This is a genomic window from Tianxiuia mixotrophica, from assembly GCF_050596425.1.
Taxonomy (GTDB): domain Bacteria; phylum Bacillota; class Clostridia; order Peptostreptococcales; family Acidaminobacteraceae.
The window spans coordinates 3,680,482-3,697,208 of sequence record NZ_CP192292.1; the positions used below are offsets into that span (position 1 = coordinate 3,680,482).

Annotated in this window: 14 protein-coding genes and 1 other annotated feature (1 of these 15 running past the window's edge); all 14 genes read right to left on the reverse strand. The window is 41.4% G+C overall.

The window, feature by feature from the left end:
- Nucleotides 1-87: a binding site (T-box leader), on the reverse strand (it extends 146 nt beyond the left edge of the window).
- A gap of 71 nt (nucleotides 88-158) precedes the next feature.
- Complete coding sequence (locus tag ACQ4KW_RS16335) at nucleotides 159-2,888, reverse strand: hypothetical protein (protein WP_430883508.1); 2,730 nt, start codon at nucleotides 2,886-2,888, stop codon at nucleotides 159-161.
- A 354-nt stretch (nucleotides 2,889-3,242) separates the two neighbouring features.
- On the reverse strand, nucleotides 3,243-4,037 hold the full coding sequence (locus tag ACQ4KW_RS16340; protein WP_430883509.1) for a TrmH family RNA methyltransferase: 795 nt from the start codon (nucleotides 4,035-4,037) through the stop codon (nucleotides 3,243-3,245).
- A 9-nt stretch (nucleotides 4,038-4,046) separates the two neighbouring features.
- On the reverse strand, nucleotides 4,047-4,697 hold the full coding sequence (locus tag ACQ4KW_RS16345) for a potassium channel family protein (RefSeq protein ID WP_430883510.1): 651 nt from the start codon (nucleotides 4,695-4,697) through the stop codon (nucleotides 4,047-4,049).
- A gap of 23 nt (nucleotides 4,698-4,720) precedes the next feature.
- Complete coding sequence (locus ACQ4KW_RS16350; protein ID WP_430883511.1) at nucleotides 4,721-6,097, reverse strand: TrkH family potassium uptake protein; 1,377 nt, start codon at nucleotides 6,095-6,097, stop codon at nucleotides 4,721-4,723.
- Between the two features lie 192 nt (nucleotides 6,098-6,289).
- Entirely contained in the window at nucleotides 6,290-7,045 is a 756-nt protein-coding gene (locus tag ACQ4KW_RS16355) for a Na-translocating system protein MpsC family protein (protein WP_430883512.1), read from the reverse strand.
- The gene (locus ACQ4KW_RS16360; RefSeq protein WP_430883513.1) at nucleotides 7,045-9,282 is read right to left on the reverse strand and encodes an ATP-binding protein; all 2,238 of its coding nucleotides are present in this window, start codon (nucleotides 9,280-9,282) and stop codon (nucleotides 7,045-7,047) included. Before ACQ4KW_RS16360 ends, ACQ4KW_RS16355 begins: the two co-directional genes overlap by 1 nt.
- Nucleotides 9,283-9,560: 278 nt before the next feature.
- Nucleotides 9,561-11,072, reverse strand: a complete 1,512-nt coding sequence (locus tag ACQ4KW_RS16365) for a tripartite tricarboxylate transporter permease (protein ID WP_430883514.1) — start codon at nucleotides 11,070-11,072, stop codon at nucleotides 9,561-9,563.
- 15 nt (nucleotides 11,073-11,087) lie between these two features.
- Nucleotides 11,088-11,609, reverse strand: a complete 522-nt coding sequence (locus tag ACQ4KW_RS16370) for a tripartite tricarboxylate transporter TctB family protein (protein WP_430883515.1) — start codon at nucleotides 11,607-11,609, stop codon at nucleotides 11,088-11,090.
- A 62-nt stretch (nucleotides 11,610-11,671) separates the two neighbouring features.
- Nucleotides 11,672-12,691, reverse strand: a complete 1,020-nt coding sequence (locus ACQ4KW_RS16375) for a Bug family tripartite tricarboxylate transporter substrate binding protein (RefSeq protein ID WP_430883516.1) — start codon at nucleotides 12,689-12,691, stop codon at nucleotides 11,672-11,674.
- A 101-nt stretch (nucleotides 12,692-12,792) separates the two neighbouring features.
- Nucleotides 12,793-13,470: a GntR family transcriptional regulator gene (locus ACQ4KW_RS16380; RefSeq protein WP_430883517.1), complete on the reverse strand. Its 678-nt coding sequence runs from the start codon at nucleotides 13,468-13,470 to the stop codon at nucleotides 12,793-12,795.
- Nucleotides 13,463-14,020 (reverse strand): citrate lyase holo-[acyl-carrier protein] synthase, encoded by a 558-nt coding sequence (citX, locus tag ACQ4KW_RS16385; RefSeq protein ID WP_430883518.1) that lies wholly within the window; start codon nucleotides 14,018-14,020, stop codon nucleotides 13,463-13,465. Before citX ends, ACQ4KW_RS16380 begins: the two co-directional genes overlap by 8 nt.
- Nucleotides 13,986-15,542, reverse strand: a complete 1,557-nt coding sequence (gene citF, locus ACQ4KW_RS16390) for a citrate lyase subunit alpha (RefSeq protein ID WP_430883519.1) — start codon at nucleotides 15,540-15,542, stop codon at nucleotides 13,986-13,988. The genes citX and citF overlap by 35 nt, the downstream gene beginning before the upstream one ends.
- Nucleotides 15,523-16,422: a citrate (pro-3S)-lyase subunit beta gene (gene citE / locus ACQ4KW_RS16395; protein ID WP_430883520.1), complete on the reverse strand. Its 900-nt coding sequence runs from the start codon at nucleotides 16,420-16,422 to the stop codon at nucleotides 15,523-15,525. The genes citF and citE overlap by 20 nt, the downstream gene beginning before the upstream one ends.
- A complete protein-coding gene (gene citD / locus ACQ4KW_RS16400) occupies nucleotides 16,410-16,718 on the reverse strand; it encodes a citrate lyase acyl carrier protein (RefSeq protein WP_430883521.1) in 309 nt (102 codons plus the stop codon). The genes citE and citD overlap by 13 nt, the downstream gene beginning before the upstream one ends.
- Nucleotides 16,719-16,727: the final 9 nt, after the last annotated feature.

Below are 16,727 nucleotides of genomic sequence, written 5' to 3' on the forward strand. Positions count from 1 at the left end.
TCAGCAAACCTTGCCTGTGAATTCTCACCAACCATTCACTCTCTTCAAAGCACCATTTTGCCTACTTTCCTCAATCGTAGCTGATTAAGTCTTATGCCTATGCATTTTATAGTAGGTATTATAGCATAGGGGGTGATGTATTACAATCTTAAGATGGATTACTTTACTATATAGCGGTCTGTTCTTTCAATGATCATATAGTCTTCATCCAGTATAACCACTGATACCACATCGCCTGATGTAAATTCACCATATACAGTATTTTCATTTAAGACTGCGCTTTCTGAAAGATAACGACACTTGTCATTTGTACATATAACAACAGTATATGACGGGTCAATATAAGTATCTACCACAATTTTTCCAGTCTCTAGATCAATATCAAGGAGTTCTATAAGAGAAACAAAGCCTTCTAACTCAGTTGTGTAATCATTATATTTGCTATCTTCAGCTGCTTCATAAGTAAAGGTATAGAGTTGATCTTCTAATAAGGCATCATACTCATATAGAGATACATCGATAAAGCCATAGTCCGAAACCCGTAAGTATTTTTCACCGTATGATTCTGCAAAATATTCATCTTCTTCAGTAACAAGATCAAGCTCAAAAATAACATCTGTGCTAATGGCACTGCCACTGGTTAGTTTGTATACACCTGATGGTGGAAGTTCATACAACTTTGTTTCGATTTCAAACCCATGGGGTTTATATTGGTCAATGCCCTTTATATTATCTTTAATAAAAGCATTGTCTGATCCACCGAAACTTACGCTAGCAAAAGACTCTGCAGGATTCCCATAAAAATCCAACGCCGGTGTTTCCTGAGTTAAAGTATAGGTCATGTCAGCACTAAGTGGTGTATCATAGCTCACCCTTATTAGCACTTCATACACACCATCACCTTTTTCAACTGATACAATATCTATCACTTCATTGTTTTCATTCACCAATGAGTAAATACCATTATCAAAGACGACCTCGTCATACTCTAGGGAAATTTCATATTCATTAACAGCTTCAACACTATCTAGGACTGGTTCAACTGTATCCATACTTGACCATTCAAGATACGTGTACCCTTCAACCGGCCCACGCCATACAAAGTCATTAACGATATAATAGTGACTCACTTCAATAATGTCTCCAACATTAAAAGGTACGATTTCATCATCGGCATAAACCATATAGGCTGTGCTACCTTCTGAGTAAATGTAGAAACGATATCTGTAGCCATTAAAACTTAGGTACTCAAAATTCTCAGCATATACTTCTGTATCAAATTCGAGTTGAATCATGTAAGGGTTGATCTGAACCACGGATTCAAGAACTGGTCTGTAGTCATCTCGGTTATAAGAGTCTTGTGTTGGAAATGTCAGCGTCGTGCTCATATCCACAGAGTTGCCTCCCTGGTCAGTTACACTTTCAAAGCCAACAATTTCATAAGTTAGACCACTGCCTTCTAAATGCTCAACATCTGCAATAAGGATGGTTTCTGAGTCACCATAAACAAAATTTATATCCGCAAACCCTGTTACAGAAGGGTCTTCAACCGCAATATACTCAAGTTCGGAATACTCATCATCAAAATCCATCGGCTCATTGAATTCAATCTTCAGTATACCTTGTCTTTCATTGGTTACACGAACCATTTTAGGTTTGATTAGATCAATTTCACTGCTGTCGCCATTTGAGTCATCATCCGTATTCTTATCAGTGTTATCACTCGTGTCATTGTCCTTGTCGTCATCGTCATCATCTCTGTTTGATGATCCACCTGAACTGCCGCCTGATGACCCGCCACTTGAACCAGACCCCTGGCTTGGCGTCGGGGCAGCATCTTTAACAGCTTCATTAACCACAACAACATCATCTTTAACTTCCATTTTCTTAATGACGTCAGTGCCTTCCACTTTCAGGTTGGCAGAAGCTTGAACGCTTTCTAAAGAAGCCCCTTTTTCTGTATCAATGACAGTGTCAGCATTGACTATTAGACTGTCAATTTTTACACTTTTTTTCACTTGTAAGCTTGTTGACCCCTGTGTTTCCACAGACTCTATTTGTGAAGTGCCTTCAACAACTATAGTAGAGGCGAGTTTAGTCTTAACGCTTTCGATTTTTGAATTGCCTTTGACATGTACTTGTGTTTTATGTATAGATTGAACCAAAGTGATATTTTCAACCTCTGTATTATTTAGAACAACAGGTGAAGACGCGTTGCCACCTGCAATTTCAAGGGCACCGTTGATCTTTGTGTTTTCAAAAACAACGCCTTCTTTGGCCTTTGGCGAGACGAAAACATCACCATTGATGGTTTTGTTTTCTATTGTAAGACCTGAATTTATAATAGTAATACGCTTCACATCTTCAGGCATATTATCTAGGTCTTCTTGTGTTTTGACAACATAGCCAAGCATCTTATCCATCATTGTATTTAAGTTGTCTGCTGTTAAATCTTCTGATGGTTTAAAGTTGTCCTTGCTTGGAAGGTAGTCTAGCTCAAAAAACGTCATTATATTGGAATTTAGATCCACATTGGACTTTTTACCCTTTTTATCATCTTCAATACTTTTGCGTTCTTTTACATCAACAATGTCTGCCAGTAGGTTAACCATATCATAATTTGAAACAGGTTCATTCGGACTGACAATCATTTTCTGAAACTTATCCTTAATTGATCCCTCTTCTACAATTTCATCCTTGCCCATAGTAAAAAAATCGACACCAATGTAATCAATAAGCATTTTCATAGCATCCATATTTGTTACATTTTGTGTTTGCACCTGTGTCCCATTGGTTTCATTCACCACTTGGTCGGTTGCAAAACTCCCAAAAGCCACACTCTGCAATATCATCATTAAACAGAGCAGTACCGCAAGTTTTCTTCGCATTGTTTTAGTCCCCTTTTACATATCCTTTTTTTACGACTTCCGAAATATATTATAAGAGGAATGGTTCACTTAATATAGGGACTAAAGTCACTGATATTATTAATTGCATTATTTTTTATATAATGCCTAAGAAATATATAAAATCCAAACAATCCATTTACTTCTAATTGTGAAGAATATACAAACCGATATTTATTGCTGCTCTCTATAATCACCTGGTCAAAACATAAACACTCTCCATCTCTAAACAGTTTTGAGTGATCTATCATTAAAAAGCATCTAATAAAAATACCCCTTGGGCGTGACCAAGGGGCATTCTAATATGACTATTTTCTATTAAACTGATACACTCAGCTATTTATTTCGTCTTTGCCTGAGGACTTCATACATCATGACAGCCGCTGCAACACCTGCATTGAGTGACTCTGCTGAACCCACTATAGGTATTTTAACCTTGGTTTTAACTGCATCTAGTATTTGACTCGATATACCGTTGGCTTCATTGCCAATAATGAGGGCCGATGCCTGTTTATAATCCGGTGCATCATAATCCACACTGTCTTCAAGGGCCGTCGCATAGAGATTGTAATTGTTTTCTGTGAGGACAGTTTCGATTTCATCCCAAACCAGACCTTCAAGAACTGGCAACTCAAATATAGATCCCATTGTAGAACGCAGGACTTTTGGATTGTATACATCCACTGACCCCTTTGTCAGGATCATGCCATCTGCCCCAGCTGCATCAGCTGTTCTAATAATTGTTCCCAGGTTACCTGGGTCCTGTAATCTATCAAGTATTATGATAAAACCATTTTTCTTGAGTATATTTTCCCAAGTGTACTTGGGTTGTTTCACAAGAGCTATAATTCCCTGTGGTGACTGTGTGTCTGATAGTTCAATCATTAGCTTTTCATCAATTTCCATCACTTTCTTATGAGTGGATTCAAGATTTTTCACTAACTGACTGCCTTCATCCGTCCTATAGATGGATTCGGAATATAGAATATATTCAATTTCCGCATTCACATCTATGGCTGATTTCACAAATCGTAGCCCTTCTGCGACAAAAAGTCCCGTCTTTGTTCTTTCGCGTTTTCGTGCAAGGGCTTTGACTTCTTTAATTAATTTATTTTGTGCAGATGTGATCATTGCCTACACCTATTCTTTTTCTATCTTTTTGAGATCGTCATTGTGCCCAATAACAACAAGCACATCGCCCTCTTTGATTTGATCGTCTGGGCCAACAGCAATGTTTATGTCCATGCCGTGTTTGATGGCCATAACGTTGATGCCATAAGAAGAACGCATGTTGATTTCCTTAAGGGTTTTCCCCAGCCATTCCGGTAGGGCAACCACTTCCATAATGGAATAGTCAGGCGCAAGTTCAATATAGTCTAGAATATTGTCTGATACCAGATTTTTAGCGATACGAATGCCCATTTCACGTTCTGGGAAAACCACCCTGTCAGCGCCAATTTTATAAAGAACCTTGCCGTGCAACTCGTTTTGAGCTTTGGCAACAACAAACTTCACACCCAGCTCTTTTGCCATAAGAGTCACAAGGATTGATGACTGAATATCCGCACCTATTGAAATAATGGCAACATCGAAGTTACGAATGCCCAGTGACTTTATTGTGTTTTCATCAGTCGCATCTGCCTGGACCGCATACGTTACTTTATCAGCAATATTTTGAATGGTTTCTTCACTTTTATCAACGACCATAACTTCATAATCAAGTTCCATGAGTTTCAGTGCCACACTTGAACCAAAACGTCCACAGCCAATGGCTACAAATTGCTTTTTCATATTACTTTCACTCCTGTCAAATCTTATCCAACCATTATGCGGCCTTCAGGATACCTATATAAAGGCTTTTTGAGTTGTCTTCTAGCCAGTGCCATTGCAATTGTCAATGGTCCCAGCCGCCCAAAAAACATTGTTATTGTAATTATAATTTTTCCAGCAAAACTAAGTTTTGATGTGATACCAAGTGAGAGTCCAACCGTACCAAAGGCAGAAATAGATTCGAAGAAAATATCCATAAAACTTAGCCCTTGTTCTGTGAAACTTAAAAATAGGGTCACAGTCAAAACAATAAACAGACCAATGCCTAAAATAGCCAGAGCCCTCATCACAGTTGCTGTCTGAAACCGTCTCCTACTAAACTCGATGTCCTCCTTACCTGTAATAACAGATATAACCAGGAGAATAACAAGGCCCATTGTTGTGGTCTTAACCCCACCCGCGGTCGAGCCTGGTGATCCACCTATAAACATGTGAATAATGGTCAAGAACTTTGTTGGCATGGTCAACTTATCCATAGGCAGGGTATTAAAGCCTGCTGTCCTTGGTGTCACTGCATGAAATAGGGAGGCAAGCGCCTTGTCACCCAGGTCAAGGTTCCCAATCGTCTCAGGATTGTTAAACTCAAATATGAACATTAAAACAAATGCCGATAAAACCAAGATGCCTGAAACGAGAAGCACAAACTTTGTATGTAAAGAGAGCATTCTACTCTTTCCAGTTGCTCGTTGGAACATATCAATAATAACAGAGAAGCCTATGCCCCCAACTGTTATTAGCATGACGATTGTAAAATTGACAAGGGGACTGCCCACAAACGGCGTTAAACTTCGTCCATGACCGATCAAATCGAATCCTGCATTACAAAAGGCTGATATGGAGTGGAATACGCTGTAGAAAACCCCAGTGCTCCAGCCGTACTCAGGTACGAATTTAAAGCCAAGCAGTATGGCACCAACACCTTCAATAATAAGGGTTGTATAGATTATGTATTTTGTCAGTCGGACGATCCCAGAAATCGTAAACTGATTGAGGGCTTCCTGCATGATTATACGACTACGCAGTGATATTCGTTTGCCCATTAAAAAGGCCATACTGGTGGCCATGGTCATAAAGCCCAATCCACCAATTTGAATAAGAAGCAGTATGACTGACTTTCCAAAAACAGTCCAGTAGGTGCCTGTATCAACCACCACAAGCCCTGTTACGCAAACTGCAGACGTTGCCGTGAATATGGCATTGACAAAGCCCACAGACTGCCCACTTTGAGTGGCTATAGGCAAGTTGAGCAGTATAGCCCCGATTAGTATAACTGATGCAAAGCCGAGTACAAGAACCTGTCCCGGATTGAGTTCTTTCTTCTGCATGTCTTCCGACATGGAAAATGCATTTTTAAAATCCATGCTGTCACCTCATAATTGATGCACATGACCCCGGCGAAAACGTTAAAACATACCCGAGTCTAAAATCTTTTCTCCCCATTATAGCACAAACCTGTTAAAGATAAAAAAGTAAAACGGAGTTGGATTTCAACTCCGTTTTACAGTCTTTTTATATCATCAATTTACCCTGACATTATGATGAAAATCAGCATTTTATGAACGGGTCTGTCGAATGAACCTAATGGTGCACTGGTCAGTGCCAACATTAACAGTCACACTTTCAAAAGCAAGTGTACTCGTATTTAAATGCTGAGCCACGAGGGCTTGCACTTTTGAAGCTCGATCCCTAAAGAAAACACTTCTATTATACTCTACCATGTTCTCATTTTGATTGTTTGAAAGAAGTGCCAGCTCATATTTAGTCAACGTGCCTATAAGGATTATTTCCAGTTCACTCTCATCAGTTTTAAATCGAATGTCCATTGGACCTTTTCCCGTTTCCTTTTTGATAAATGAAGTTAAATCCGTCTTCAGTCCATTAAGACTTTCTGGTTCAAAGTATTGTTGTCCAAATTCAGAGTCCATAGCTGCTATGGTTGATACGGCCCTTCCAATAACCTCCATCAGAGCTTTGACATCAACAGGTTTTAAGACATAATCAAGTATTCCCACTTTGACCGTATCTAGAATCGTTTCTTTATCTGATAAGGCTGTCAATACAATAATGGGCACCGTCTTATTGATACTTCTAATCTTTTTTGCTAGGTCCACACCACTTAATTTGGGCATTCGTAAGTCTGTAATAACCAGGTCTGGTTGAAGGGATTGAAACTTTTCATATCCCTGGTCTCCATTCTCAGCCAGATAGAGGCGACCAACCCGTCTTGACAAATAGTCTGCCAATTCTTCCCTATGAATGAGATCATCTTCTACATAAAGCACCTTGAGTTTCCTTAGTAATTCTTCCATTACCGTCCCCCCTGAATATATCTTGGTAACTTAACTGTGAATATCAAGCCCTTATCTCCTTTAGTAGCCGAAATATCACCCATAAATTTTGATTCTACAATCATCCGGCTCATGTAAAGACCAATGCCCGTCCCACCAACTTCAGATTTTGTGGTAAAATAGGGCTCAAAAAGCATATCCATTTTATCATCTTTTATTCCACCAGCATTGTCTTCAACAATTATAATCACAGCATCCTTGTCCTCTTTAACTGAAACACGAATCCACTTTTCTCCGTTTTTGTTTTCAAAGGCGTCCAGAGCATTTCCGAACAAGTTGAGAAACACTTGGGCAAGCTGATTTGGATAGCCATATATAGGTGCCAGTGGCTGGTCATCATCAATAGACAAATTCACAGACTGAATTCTGAGTCTGTCATCAAGCATATCAGTCACTTGTTTAATGCCGTCCACTAGATCAAACTTTTCCTTATGCTCTTTGGGTTTGAAGAAATATCTAAACTCATCAATAATTTTAGACATTCTCTGTATGACATCTTGCGACTTTGTGATTTGTTTTTTAAAGTAGGCTTCATCTAAAGTGTCTGTCTCATAAGCATCCTCTAAATTTGAAAGCATCAAGTTCAAACTGCTAAGTGGTTGTCGCCATTGATGGGCAATATTGGCAACCATCTCCCCAACAGCTGCCATTCTATTCTTGTATATAACCAGAGCCCTATGGCGTTCAATTTCTTCCTTTTGCGCCTCTCGCTCAGTGATGTCACGGGCAATAAGCATGATGTAACTTGTGTTTTGAAATTCAAATTGTCGTCCATTGATTTCAACCGCAATGACCTCATCACCAGATGTCTTAAGAACTGTATTATATTGAACAGCGCCCTGCTCTGACATTTTTCCAATGTACTCTTCCATACTGTCACGATCATAAGCGGCATCAATATCTTCTATACGCATGCCCGTTAAGAGTTCTCGGTTCATTTTGAGTCTTCTGCAGGCGGTATCATTAACATCTGTGAGTCGCAAACTACGGTCTTCAAACCGCTCCAGTACAAAGGTTAAATCAACACCTGCATTAAAGAGGGTTCGAAACCGTCTTTTATTCTGGTTTAATGCTATTTCCAGTTCTTTACGCTGTTCTATGTCAGCTTCAAGTTCTTTATTGAGCTTATTGAGTCTATCCACATAATTATGCTCGATTTGAAGCTGGTCTAGGTTTCTTTTCATGTTGAGGACGTAAATGGTCATAAAAATAAACAAAATAGGTATAGCCCCTACCATAACCATGCTTGTGTATAAATGTTTATTGACAATCCCAACAAGTTCTCGGTAGTCCATAGACACATTGACAATCCAGAAGTCTTGTCCCACTTGAGCAGGGAAAAAACCATTGAATTTTTTCACCCTTTTTTTCACTTCATCTGTGTCCCACCAGTAAGAATGATAAATGCCTATGCCCGGTTTCCCCTGCTTTTGAATCTCAACCAGAGCCTCAAGCTCGGACCAGTCATCATCAGGATAGGCCGACTTACGTGCTATCATCACATTCTGCCCAATATCTTCAGAGCTTGGGTGCATGATCAGGACACCATTTGAATCCTTTAGGGAAGCGTAGCCCTTGTCTCCCACCTTAAACTGCTGAACATACTCCTGATATAGGTGCTCCAAAGATATAACGATCCTTATAATACCAAAGGGTTCGTTCTCTATATTTACTGGCTGTAAAATATCGAGATACATTTTGCCGTCTTCAGCCTGCAGGGCCTTGCCTGTATAGGTCTTTACAATCTTATTTGGAATTTCTGGATCATGGAGTTTGGAAACATCAGAATCGCTGTGATGGGCATTGACAAAACTCTCTTGAATTTTCCCATCTGGCTGTATCCACTGGACCACGTAGACATCTCCCTGCTGGACGTCCAGATAGTTCTTTAAAAGAGGCTTTATTATGTCCACTCGATAATTTTGTACCCCGACCGTGTTGATTTGATCCTTGACCAGATTGCTCAGTATTTTGGCATCCTCTTCTTTATTGCCTATAACATTGGTCAGCGACTGGGCTATGGACTCGGCCAGTGTCAGCATTTGATACTGCTCCCGCTCAATGAGGCTATCACGAAAGGCAATATAGTTCTTAACCGATGCCCCGATGACAACACTTATAAAGACCACCCCAATAATTGCAATGGTTATATAGGTGGACTGTATCCTTTTTCTAAACCTCATAATTTTGTTATCCATACGCTTCCCCCGCAGCCACGTCCCTAATACTGTATTATTTGTAAAATATTCAATTAATTTTAAACGCCCAAAACCGCCCGAGTTCACGGGCGGTTTTGGCTGTTGTCGTTGTCAACAGATATTGAAGTGTTTATTCTTTTACTATTTTACTTGAGACACATATAAAAATAAAGTTCCAGACCATCACTATACCACATAATTTTCTAATACTTATGTCACATTATATGGTTCAGGCAATAGTCGCATACACTTTTCATCAAGTGTCTTAATCTTATCATCTAGCTTGCTTTTGCCATTTTTTCTTCTGTCTTTTTCGTAAAAGCAGATTTGATAAATGGGAATGCCACAGAACCCACTGTCAAGGCAATAAGAGATAGGGCTAGACCTGACCCAACAAAAATACCAAGACTGCCGTCTGAAATTCTAATGGCTTGACGGAAGGACTGTTCCATTGTGCCACCAACGATACATGCAAGAATCATTGGAGCTGTTGGAATATCGACCTTCTTCATCAGGTAGCCTGCTAGACCAAATAGAACAAGTAAGTAAAACTCAACTGGACTGTTAGAAATCGCATAAGCCCCTACAAACGATAGACCTAGAACGATTGGATACAGAATTTTAGCTGGTATTGCAAGCACGCGTACCAGTATCCCAGCCAGTGGGATGTTCACCACTGCAAGAATCAGGTTGCCTATAAACATGGATGCAATCAGACCCCAAGCAATATCAGGATGCTGAGTGAAAAGCAGTGGTCCTGGTTGAATACCAAGCATAAGCAGGGCACCCATCATAACAGCTGTTGTACCAGACCCTGGGATCCCAAGCGTCAGCATTGGAATGAGAGCGCCTACAGAAGCCGCATTATTTGCAGATTCTGGCGCGGCTAGACCTTCAATGGCTCCCTCGCCAAATTCTTCTGGATGGCTAGACATTTGTTTTTCATTGTTGTAGGCCATTAAAGATGCCATGGTTCCACCTGCACCCGGTAGGGCACCAATGATAAAACCAAGAGGGGCACTTCTAAGGATTGGCCACTTGCTTCTTAGCCACTCTTCCTTTGAAATCCAAATACGACCAAACTCTGTTTGAGCCTTCTTCTGTCCCTTTAATAGGGCACTAAAGCTTTTGAACACTTCTCCAAGTGCATATATACCTATAATGACGATAAGAAAATCAATGCCTGTTTGCAGTTCTAAAACGCCAAATGTGAATCTTTTAATACCTGACATGGCATCGATGCCCACAGTTGCTATCATAAGTCCAAGCACCATGGAAATGAAGCCCTTTAGCATTTTACCCTTTGACATAGACGCCGTCATAGACAGGGCCGTTACCATAAGTAAGAAATACTCTGCTGGTCCAAATTTTAATGCAAATCTTGAAACAGGCGTCGCTAGAACAACCATGAAGACCGCCGCAATAAGACCCCCAATAAAAGAGGCGATGGCAGAAATGGCAAGCGCTGATTCCGCTTTGCCCTTCATAGCCATTGGGTAACCATCAAAAGTTGCAGCTAGGGCTGCACCATCACCTGGTGTGTTTATCAGGATAGAGGATCTTGATCCCCCAAACATGGCCCCATAATAAATACCTGTCATTGTTATAAGTGCAGCTGTTGGTCCCATAGTGAATGTTATGGGCAGAAGAACCGCAACGCCCGTTGCCGGTCCCAGTCCAGGCAACATACCAACAATGGTTCCCAGAACACCACCAAGTGTTACAAGGAGCAAATGATATGGCTGGAGGGCAATGGAAAACCCGTGTAATAAACTCGATAATACTTCCACAGTATAGACCCCCTACTAAAATCCTACGTATGGCATTTTCGGAAGCGGAATGCCAAGTGCATTTGTGAACAGCAGATAAATTCCAACACTGAAAAGGACTGCTATAATAATATTTTTTACGACTGCCTTGCGGTCAGTCAGCATTAACATGGCTAGCATAAAACCAAGTGTTGAAAGGACAAACCCAAGATGTTCAAACACAAGAGCATAAACAACGCCTGCCACACACGTATAGGCAATCATATGGTTTATCTGCTTATCTTGGTCACTTGCATTTTTCAACTGTTTAATGGATTCGATGCTCTTTTTGATGTCGCTTCTAATAACTTGTACGATGCCGAAAATCACCAGCATGGATCCCAACCCAATAGGAAAATATAGCGGAGCCAAAGGGTCACCAATGGCACTTCGTTTCAGGTTAAAAGTCATGATGAGATAAACGAGACCAAAAGCAGCAACGACAAATCCCATCAAGGCATTGTAATCCGGCTTGAATGATGCTTTTTGAGACTCCACTTTAGCTGATTTTGTAGTCAATGTCTTTCCTCCTTAAAAATTAAAGATAAGCGACCCCACCCCATGATGGGGTCGCAGTTTCATTAGTTAGAAAGCATACCTATATCTTCTAGGATGCCCTTGTATTCTTCGTTTGTCTTGTCTAGGAATGCCTTAAAATCAGAGCTGTTTAGATAGATTGAGTCCCAGCCATTTTTAGCGAGCGCGTCTTTCCATCCTTCAGTTTCAACCATTTGGCCTAGCTTTTCTTCCCAGTACTTTACAGCGTGTTCTGGCATGTTTGGAGGTCCAAAAATACCTCTCCAGTTGATAAATGTTGCATCAATACCTTGCTCCTGTACTGTTGGAATTTCTGCCATAGTGCCCTCGCCTACACGCTTGTCAGCAGTGTGTGCCAGCACTCTTAGGTCACCTGATTCAATAAGACCTTCAACATCACCAAGACCTGTCGATAGTAAGTCAACATGTCCACCTAGAACCTGTGCAGTTGCCCCACCATCTTGGAATGATACATAGTCAATGTCTTTAACATTTTCAATACCTGCCGCTTTAGCGATCATGAGAAACTGAATGTGGTCCATAGAACCAACCGCTGAAGCACCACCGATTTTCACACTCTTTGGATCAGCCTTTAATGCATCAATGACTTCATTGATTGATTGGAACTTAGAATCCTTAGCAACAACAAATGCTCCGTAATCTGCAATAAGTCTTGCAAGAGGTGTTGTGTCCTCATAACTGTATTCTGATGAACCATTCAGATTAATCAGAAGCAGTGGCGGAGAATACACAGAGATTGTGTCGTCTTCACCGTCTTTAGTTTGTAGATATGATAGCGTTACGCCACCACCGCCACCCGGTTTGTTTGTAACAGGCATTGCTACATCTACAAGACCTTCGTCTGCAAGCACTTTGGCTGTTGTACGGATTGTTAAATCCCAACCGCCACCTGCGCCACCTGGACATACAAGATCCATGTTTCCTGATGGATAGGCATCTGCATCCCCTGAACCCGCACTCTCATTTGCTGGTGCTGCACAACCAGTTAGTAGCGCTGCTGTCGTCATGACAAGCAGTGCACGCTTCATCCACTTTTTGATCATTTTAACTCCCCCTTGTTTAGGTTCCACTTTTGCATGACCCTAACACCACTGGGCATGCAAATTATAAAAAAATCCTTTGGATTTTTACACGATGTTATTGCTTAAAACAATTCTCTCAATATGACATCCAGCGATCTTTCAAGATGGGCGTCATTGAGTGTTACGGCTTTGACAACATCTCCAGCCTTGATGGCTTCTAAAATCAGTTGATGTTCCTGTGCCACTTCTTTACGTCTGCTCTCTTTTGATGCGGATATGCGTCTAAATCTGAAAACATATTCCTTGATTTGGCTAAGAACTGTTGAAACCCTCGGCATTTGAGCCACTTCATGAAGAATGCCATTAAAGGTTTCATAATGGTCCATGATTTCACTGACAGCCTCGCTCTTTACATCTTGTCTTGAAATGTCCATGACATTTTCAAGGCGGACAAGGTCGGCAGAGCCAATGTTTTTAACCACTTCTTCCAGGATGAGGGCTTCAAGAGATTTTCTGATTTTGTAAACTTCAACCACATCTGATTTCGTGATGCCTGAAACCACCACGCCTGTGCGGGGGATGTATTCCACACGACCTTCTGTTTCCAGTCTTCTTAAAGCTTCACGAACCGGTGTGCGGCTCACTCGAAAGGCCTCAGCAAATGTTTTTTCAACAATCCGTTCTCCAACAGCCAGCTTGCCATCGAGAATGGCCTGTTTAATAGCCAGATAGATTGTTTCACGTATTGTTTTGCTGCCACTAAAATCTAAGTCCCCTGCAATGAGTTCTGGATTAAGCATGTGTTGTCACCTCCCAAGGTGATTTGTTTTGGTCACTTGAATAATATGCATCAACCATCTTGTCAATCTTCTTGTGCAAGTCCTTGTAATCATGCTTCTGGCTTCTCGCACACATATGCGCTGGTTCATTACATATAAAACATCTTCTAGGCAGGCCACCTGTGTTTTCCCTGTGAAGGGGACGCAGGTCTTCATTTAAAACATCAAAGTCAAATAATCTGCCTAGGGGATGGGTCTCTTCCAATTCCACCGCCCAAGACTTTAAGGAAATGGGAGGCGTGTCAATGACCCAGCAAGCTTCTGGACCATCATCCGTTATGCTTGTTTCATGCTTGAGAACATTCACACGCCTGGAGGAGAGAAGTTTGTTCATACTTTTTAGACCCTCATCAAAGGCCTTCAAGGCACTTTTAGTCTTTTTATAGGCACCAGGGATATTCATAGTTAGTGCTAGAATTGTTCCTTGGTATATTTCATTAAATTGTTTATATTTCTTAGAGCGATTTTCTCTTGCTTTAAGAATTTTCAGTGCTTTTTCTGTTGACACCATAAATCACATCCATCCATGATCCATCTCGGTATTCTACAACACCGACCACTTTATCTGTATAAGGGATTTCTGCTGGTTTACCTACGATGTCTACTGCCTTTTCTCTCAGGGTTTCGATGCTTACCAGAGGCATTCCAACACTTTCAAAGGCTTCAATTAGGTCTTTTCGTCTCGGGTTGACAGCCACACCACGCTCCGTTACAAGTACATCTACAGATTCTCCAGGTGTGATAACAGTCTGAACCTCTTTGACAACAGTTGGGATGCGTCCTCGAACAAGTGGGGCAACCACCACTGTCATTTGAGCGCACTCCGCTGTATCGCTATGACCACCAGAGGCCCCCATAAGGGTTCCATCTGAGGCAGTCAGTACATTCACATTAAAGTCTGTGTCAATTTCAAGAGCACTTAGAACAACAATATCTAGTTTGGTTGTCACACTGCCCTTTGTATGCATATTGGCATATTGAGATGCCGATATCTCATGGTGGTCAGGACAGTTTACAATGGAGTCAATAGCGGCTAGGTCAAATGTTTGTGTGTCAAACATATGCTTTATATAGCCCTCTCTATAAAGATCAACAAGGGGTTGAGTGATACCCCCTAGGGCAAACTGCATCTTGAGGCCACTGTGCTCCATATGACTCTTTAAGAATCTAGTAACAGCTAGAGATGCACCGCCAGACCCTGTCTGATAAGAGAAACCATCTTTAAAATATGGTGAGGCTTCAATAACCTTTGCAGCCGTTCTTGCAATTTGTAAATCTTTTGGATTTTTTGTAAATCGAGTTGCGCCTGATGAAATCTTATTTGGATCTCCTATGGCCTCCACTTCAACCACATAGTCAACATCTTGCTGTTTAATGCTTGCAGGCATGTTGGGATAGTCCACAAGATTGTCCGTGATCATAACCACTTGGTCTGCATACTGTGCATCTACCATGGCGTATCCCATAGACCCACATTTTGCCTTTCCCTTAACACCATTGGCATTGCCATAAGAGTCACAAGAGGATGCACCAAGGAAGGCCACATCAATACGGATTTCTCCTGATTCGATAGCTCTTGCTCGACCTCCATGGGACCTGATCACAACAGGCTCATCCATAAGACCCGCTGAAATTTCCTCTGCAAGATGGCCTCTTAGACCACTTGTGTGAATCTTGCTTACAACACCACTTTTAATATGGTCTACAAGGGGAGCATGTACCCCCAGCAAGGAGCTTGGCACAATTGTAATATCTCTAATTCCTAGGTCTGCAATTTCACGCATGACTTGGTTGAGCACCATATCCCCACCCCTAAAATGATGGTGGAAGGATATTGTCATACCGCTTTTAAGACCTGTTTTCAAAATGGCATCCTTTATGGATGTGCACATTTTATTGTCACCTGTACGAACACATTTGTTCAGTGGTGCGGCTTTTCTACCTGTAGGATCCAGACCCCTGGTCCCAATAAATTTCTTGTCATCACTGCGAAGGCTATTTGCCAGTGCCAGTCTATCCCGCCAAGGCTTCATTTATAATCGCCTCCTTGTCTATACCTGCCAGTTCTAGAACACGTTCTGCTCTTTCTACAATAGGCTTGTCTACCATTTTTCCATTTACTGAAATAACACCTGAACCATTTCTCTGCGCTTCTATGATGCCGTATATGACTTGCTTAGCTTCTTCGACCTCGTGGGCATCTGGTGAGAAAATGCTGTGTACAGGCTCAATCTGTCTTGGGTTGATGACAGATTTCCCATCAAAACCAAGTTGTTTTATGAGTTTAACTTCTTGAATGAAGCCTTGCATATTATCCACATTTGAATAAACCGTATCCAGCGCGGCTATACCTGCTGCTCTGGCCGCCATAACGATTTGTCCCCTAGCTGCTAAAATTTCCATACCGTCTGGATAGCGCTTTGTTTTCATACTTGTGACATAGTCTTCAGCACCGATGGCTATACCGATCAGCCTTTTTGAAGCTGTGGCAATAGCGTAGGCATTCATGGCGCCCAAAGGACCTTCAATAGCAGCCATCATGCCCGTTGATCCCACTTGTCGGCCATACTTCTTTTCAGCTTCTTCAATAAGGGCCTCAACATCTATGACATCCTGAGCTGTTTCTGTTTTAGGCAGTCTTATAACATGCACACCCGCCTTAACCATTGCGTCAACATCGTGTTTTCCAAAAGGACTGTCCAGTCCATTGATTCTGACAACAAGTTCTGTATCTCCATAGTCAAAATTTTGAATGGCATGGAAGACCATGATGCGGGCTGAATCCTTTTCACTTAGCGAGACTGAGTCCTCTAGGTCAAACATAAGAGAGTCAGCGCCGTAAATGCCTGAATCAGCAAGCATACCTGGGTTATTTCCTGGCACATAAAGCATTGTGCGTCTTAACTTTTCCATGTTTGTGCAACCTCCCAGTCCATAGTTTCTTCTTCTGAAGCTCGCATCACTGCTGTTTGAAGGCGAGCTGCAATTGTTGCATCAAGAGCACCCCTATCATTGATTATGACTTCTGCCCCCTCTACTGAAAGGGTCTTTAGGACTTTTAAGACAACAGCTTCTATAAGATGTCCAAACTGGACTTTTACAGGGCTATTGATGCTTATTCTATTTTCTTTTTCTGAAGTGGGTCTCACACTCACTTGAACGTCACTAGACTCTAAGGTGCCCGCTACTGCAGGGCGCTTGATCTCCATAGTCTTTCC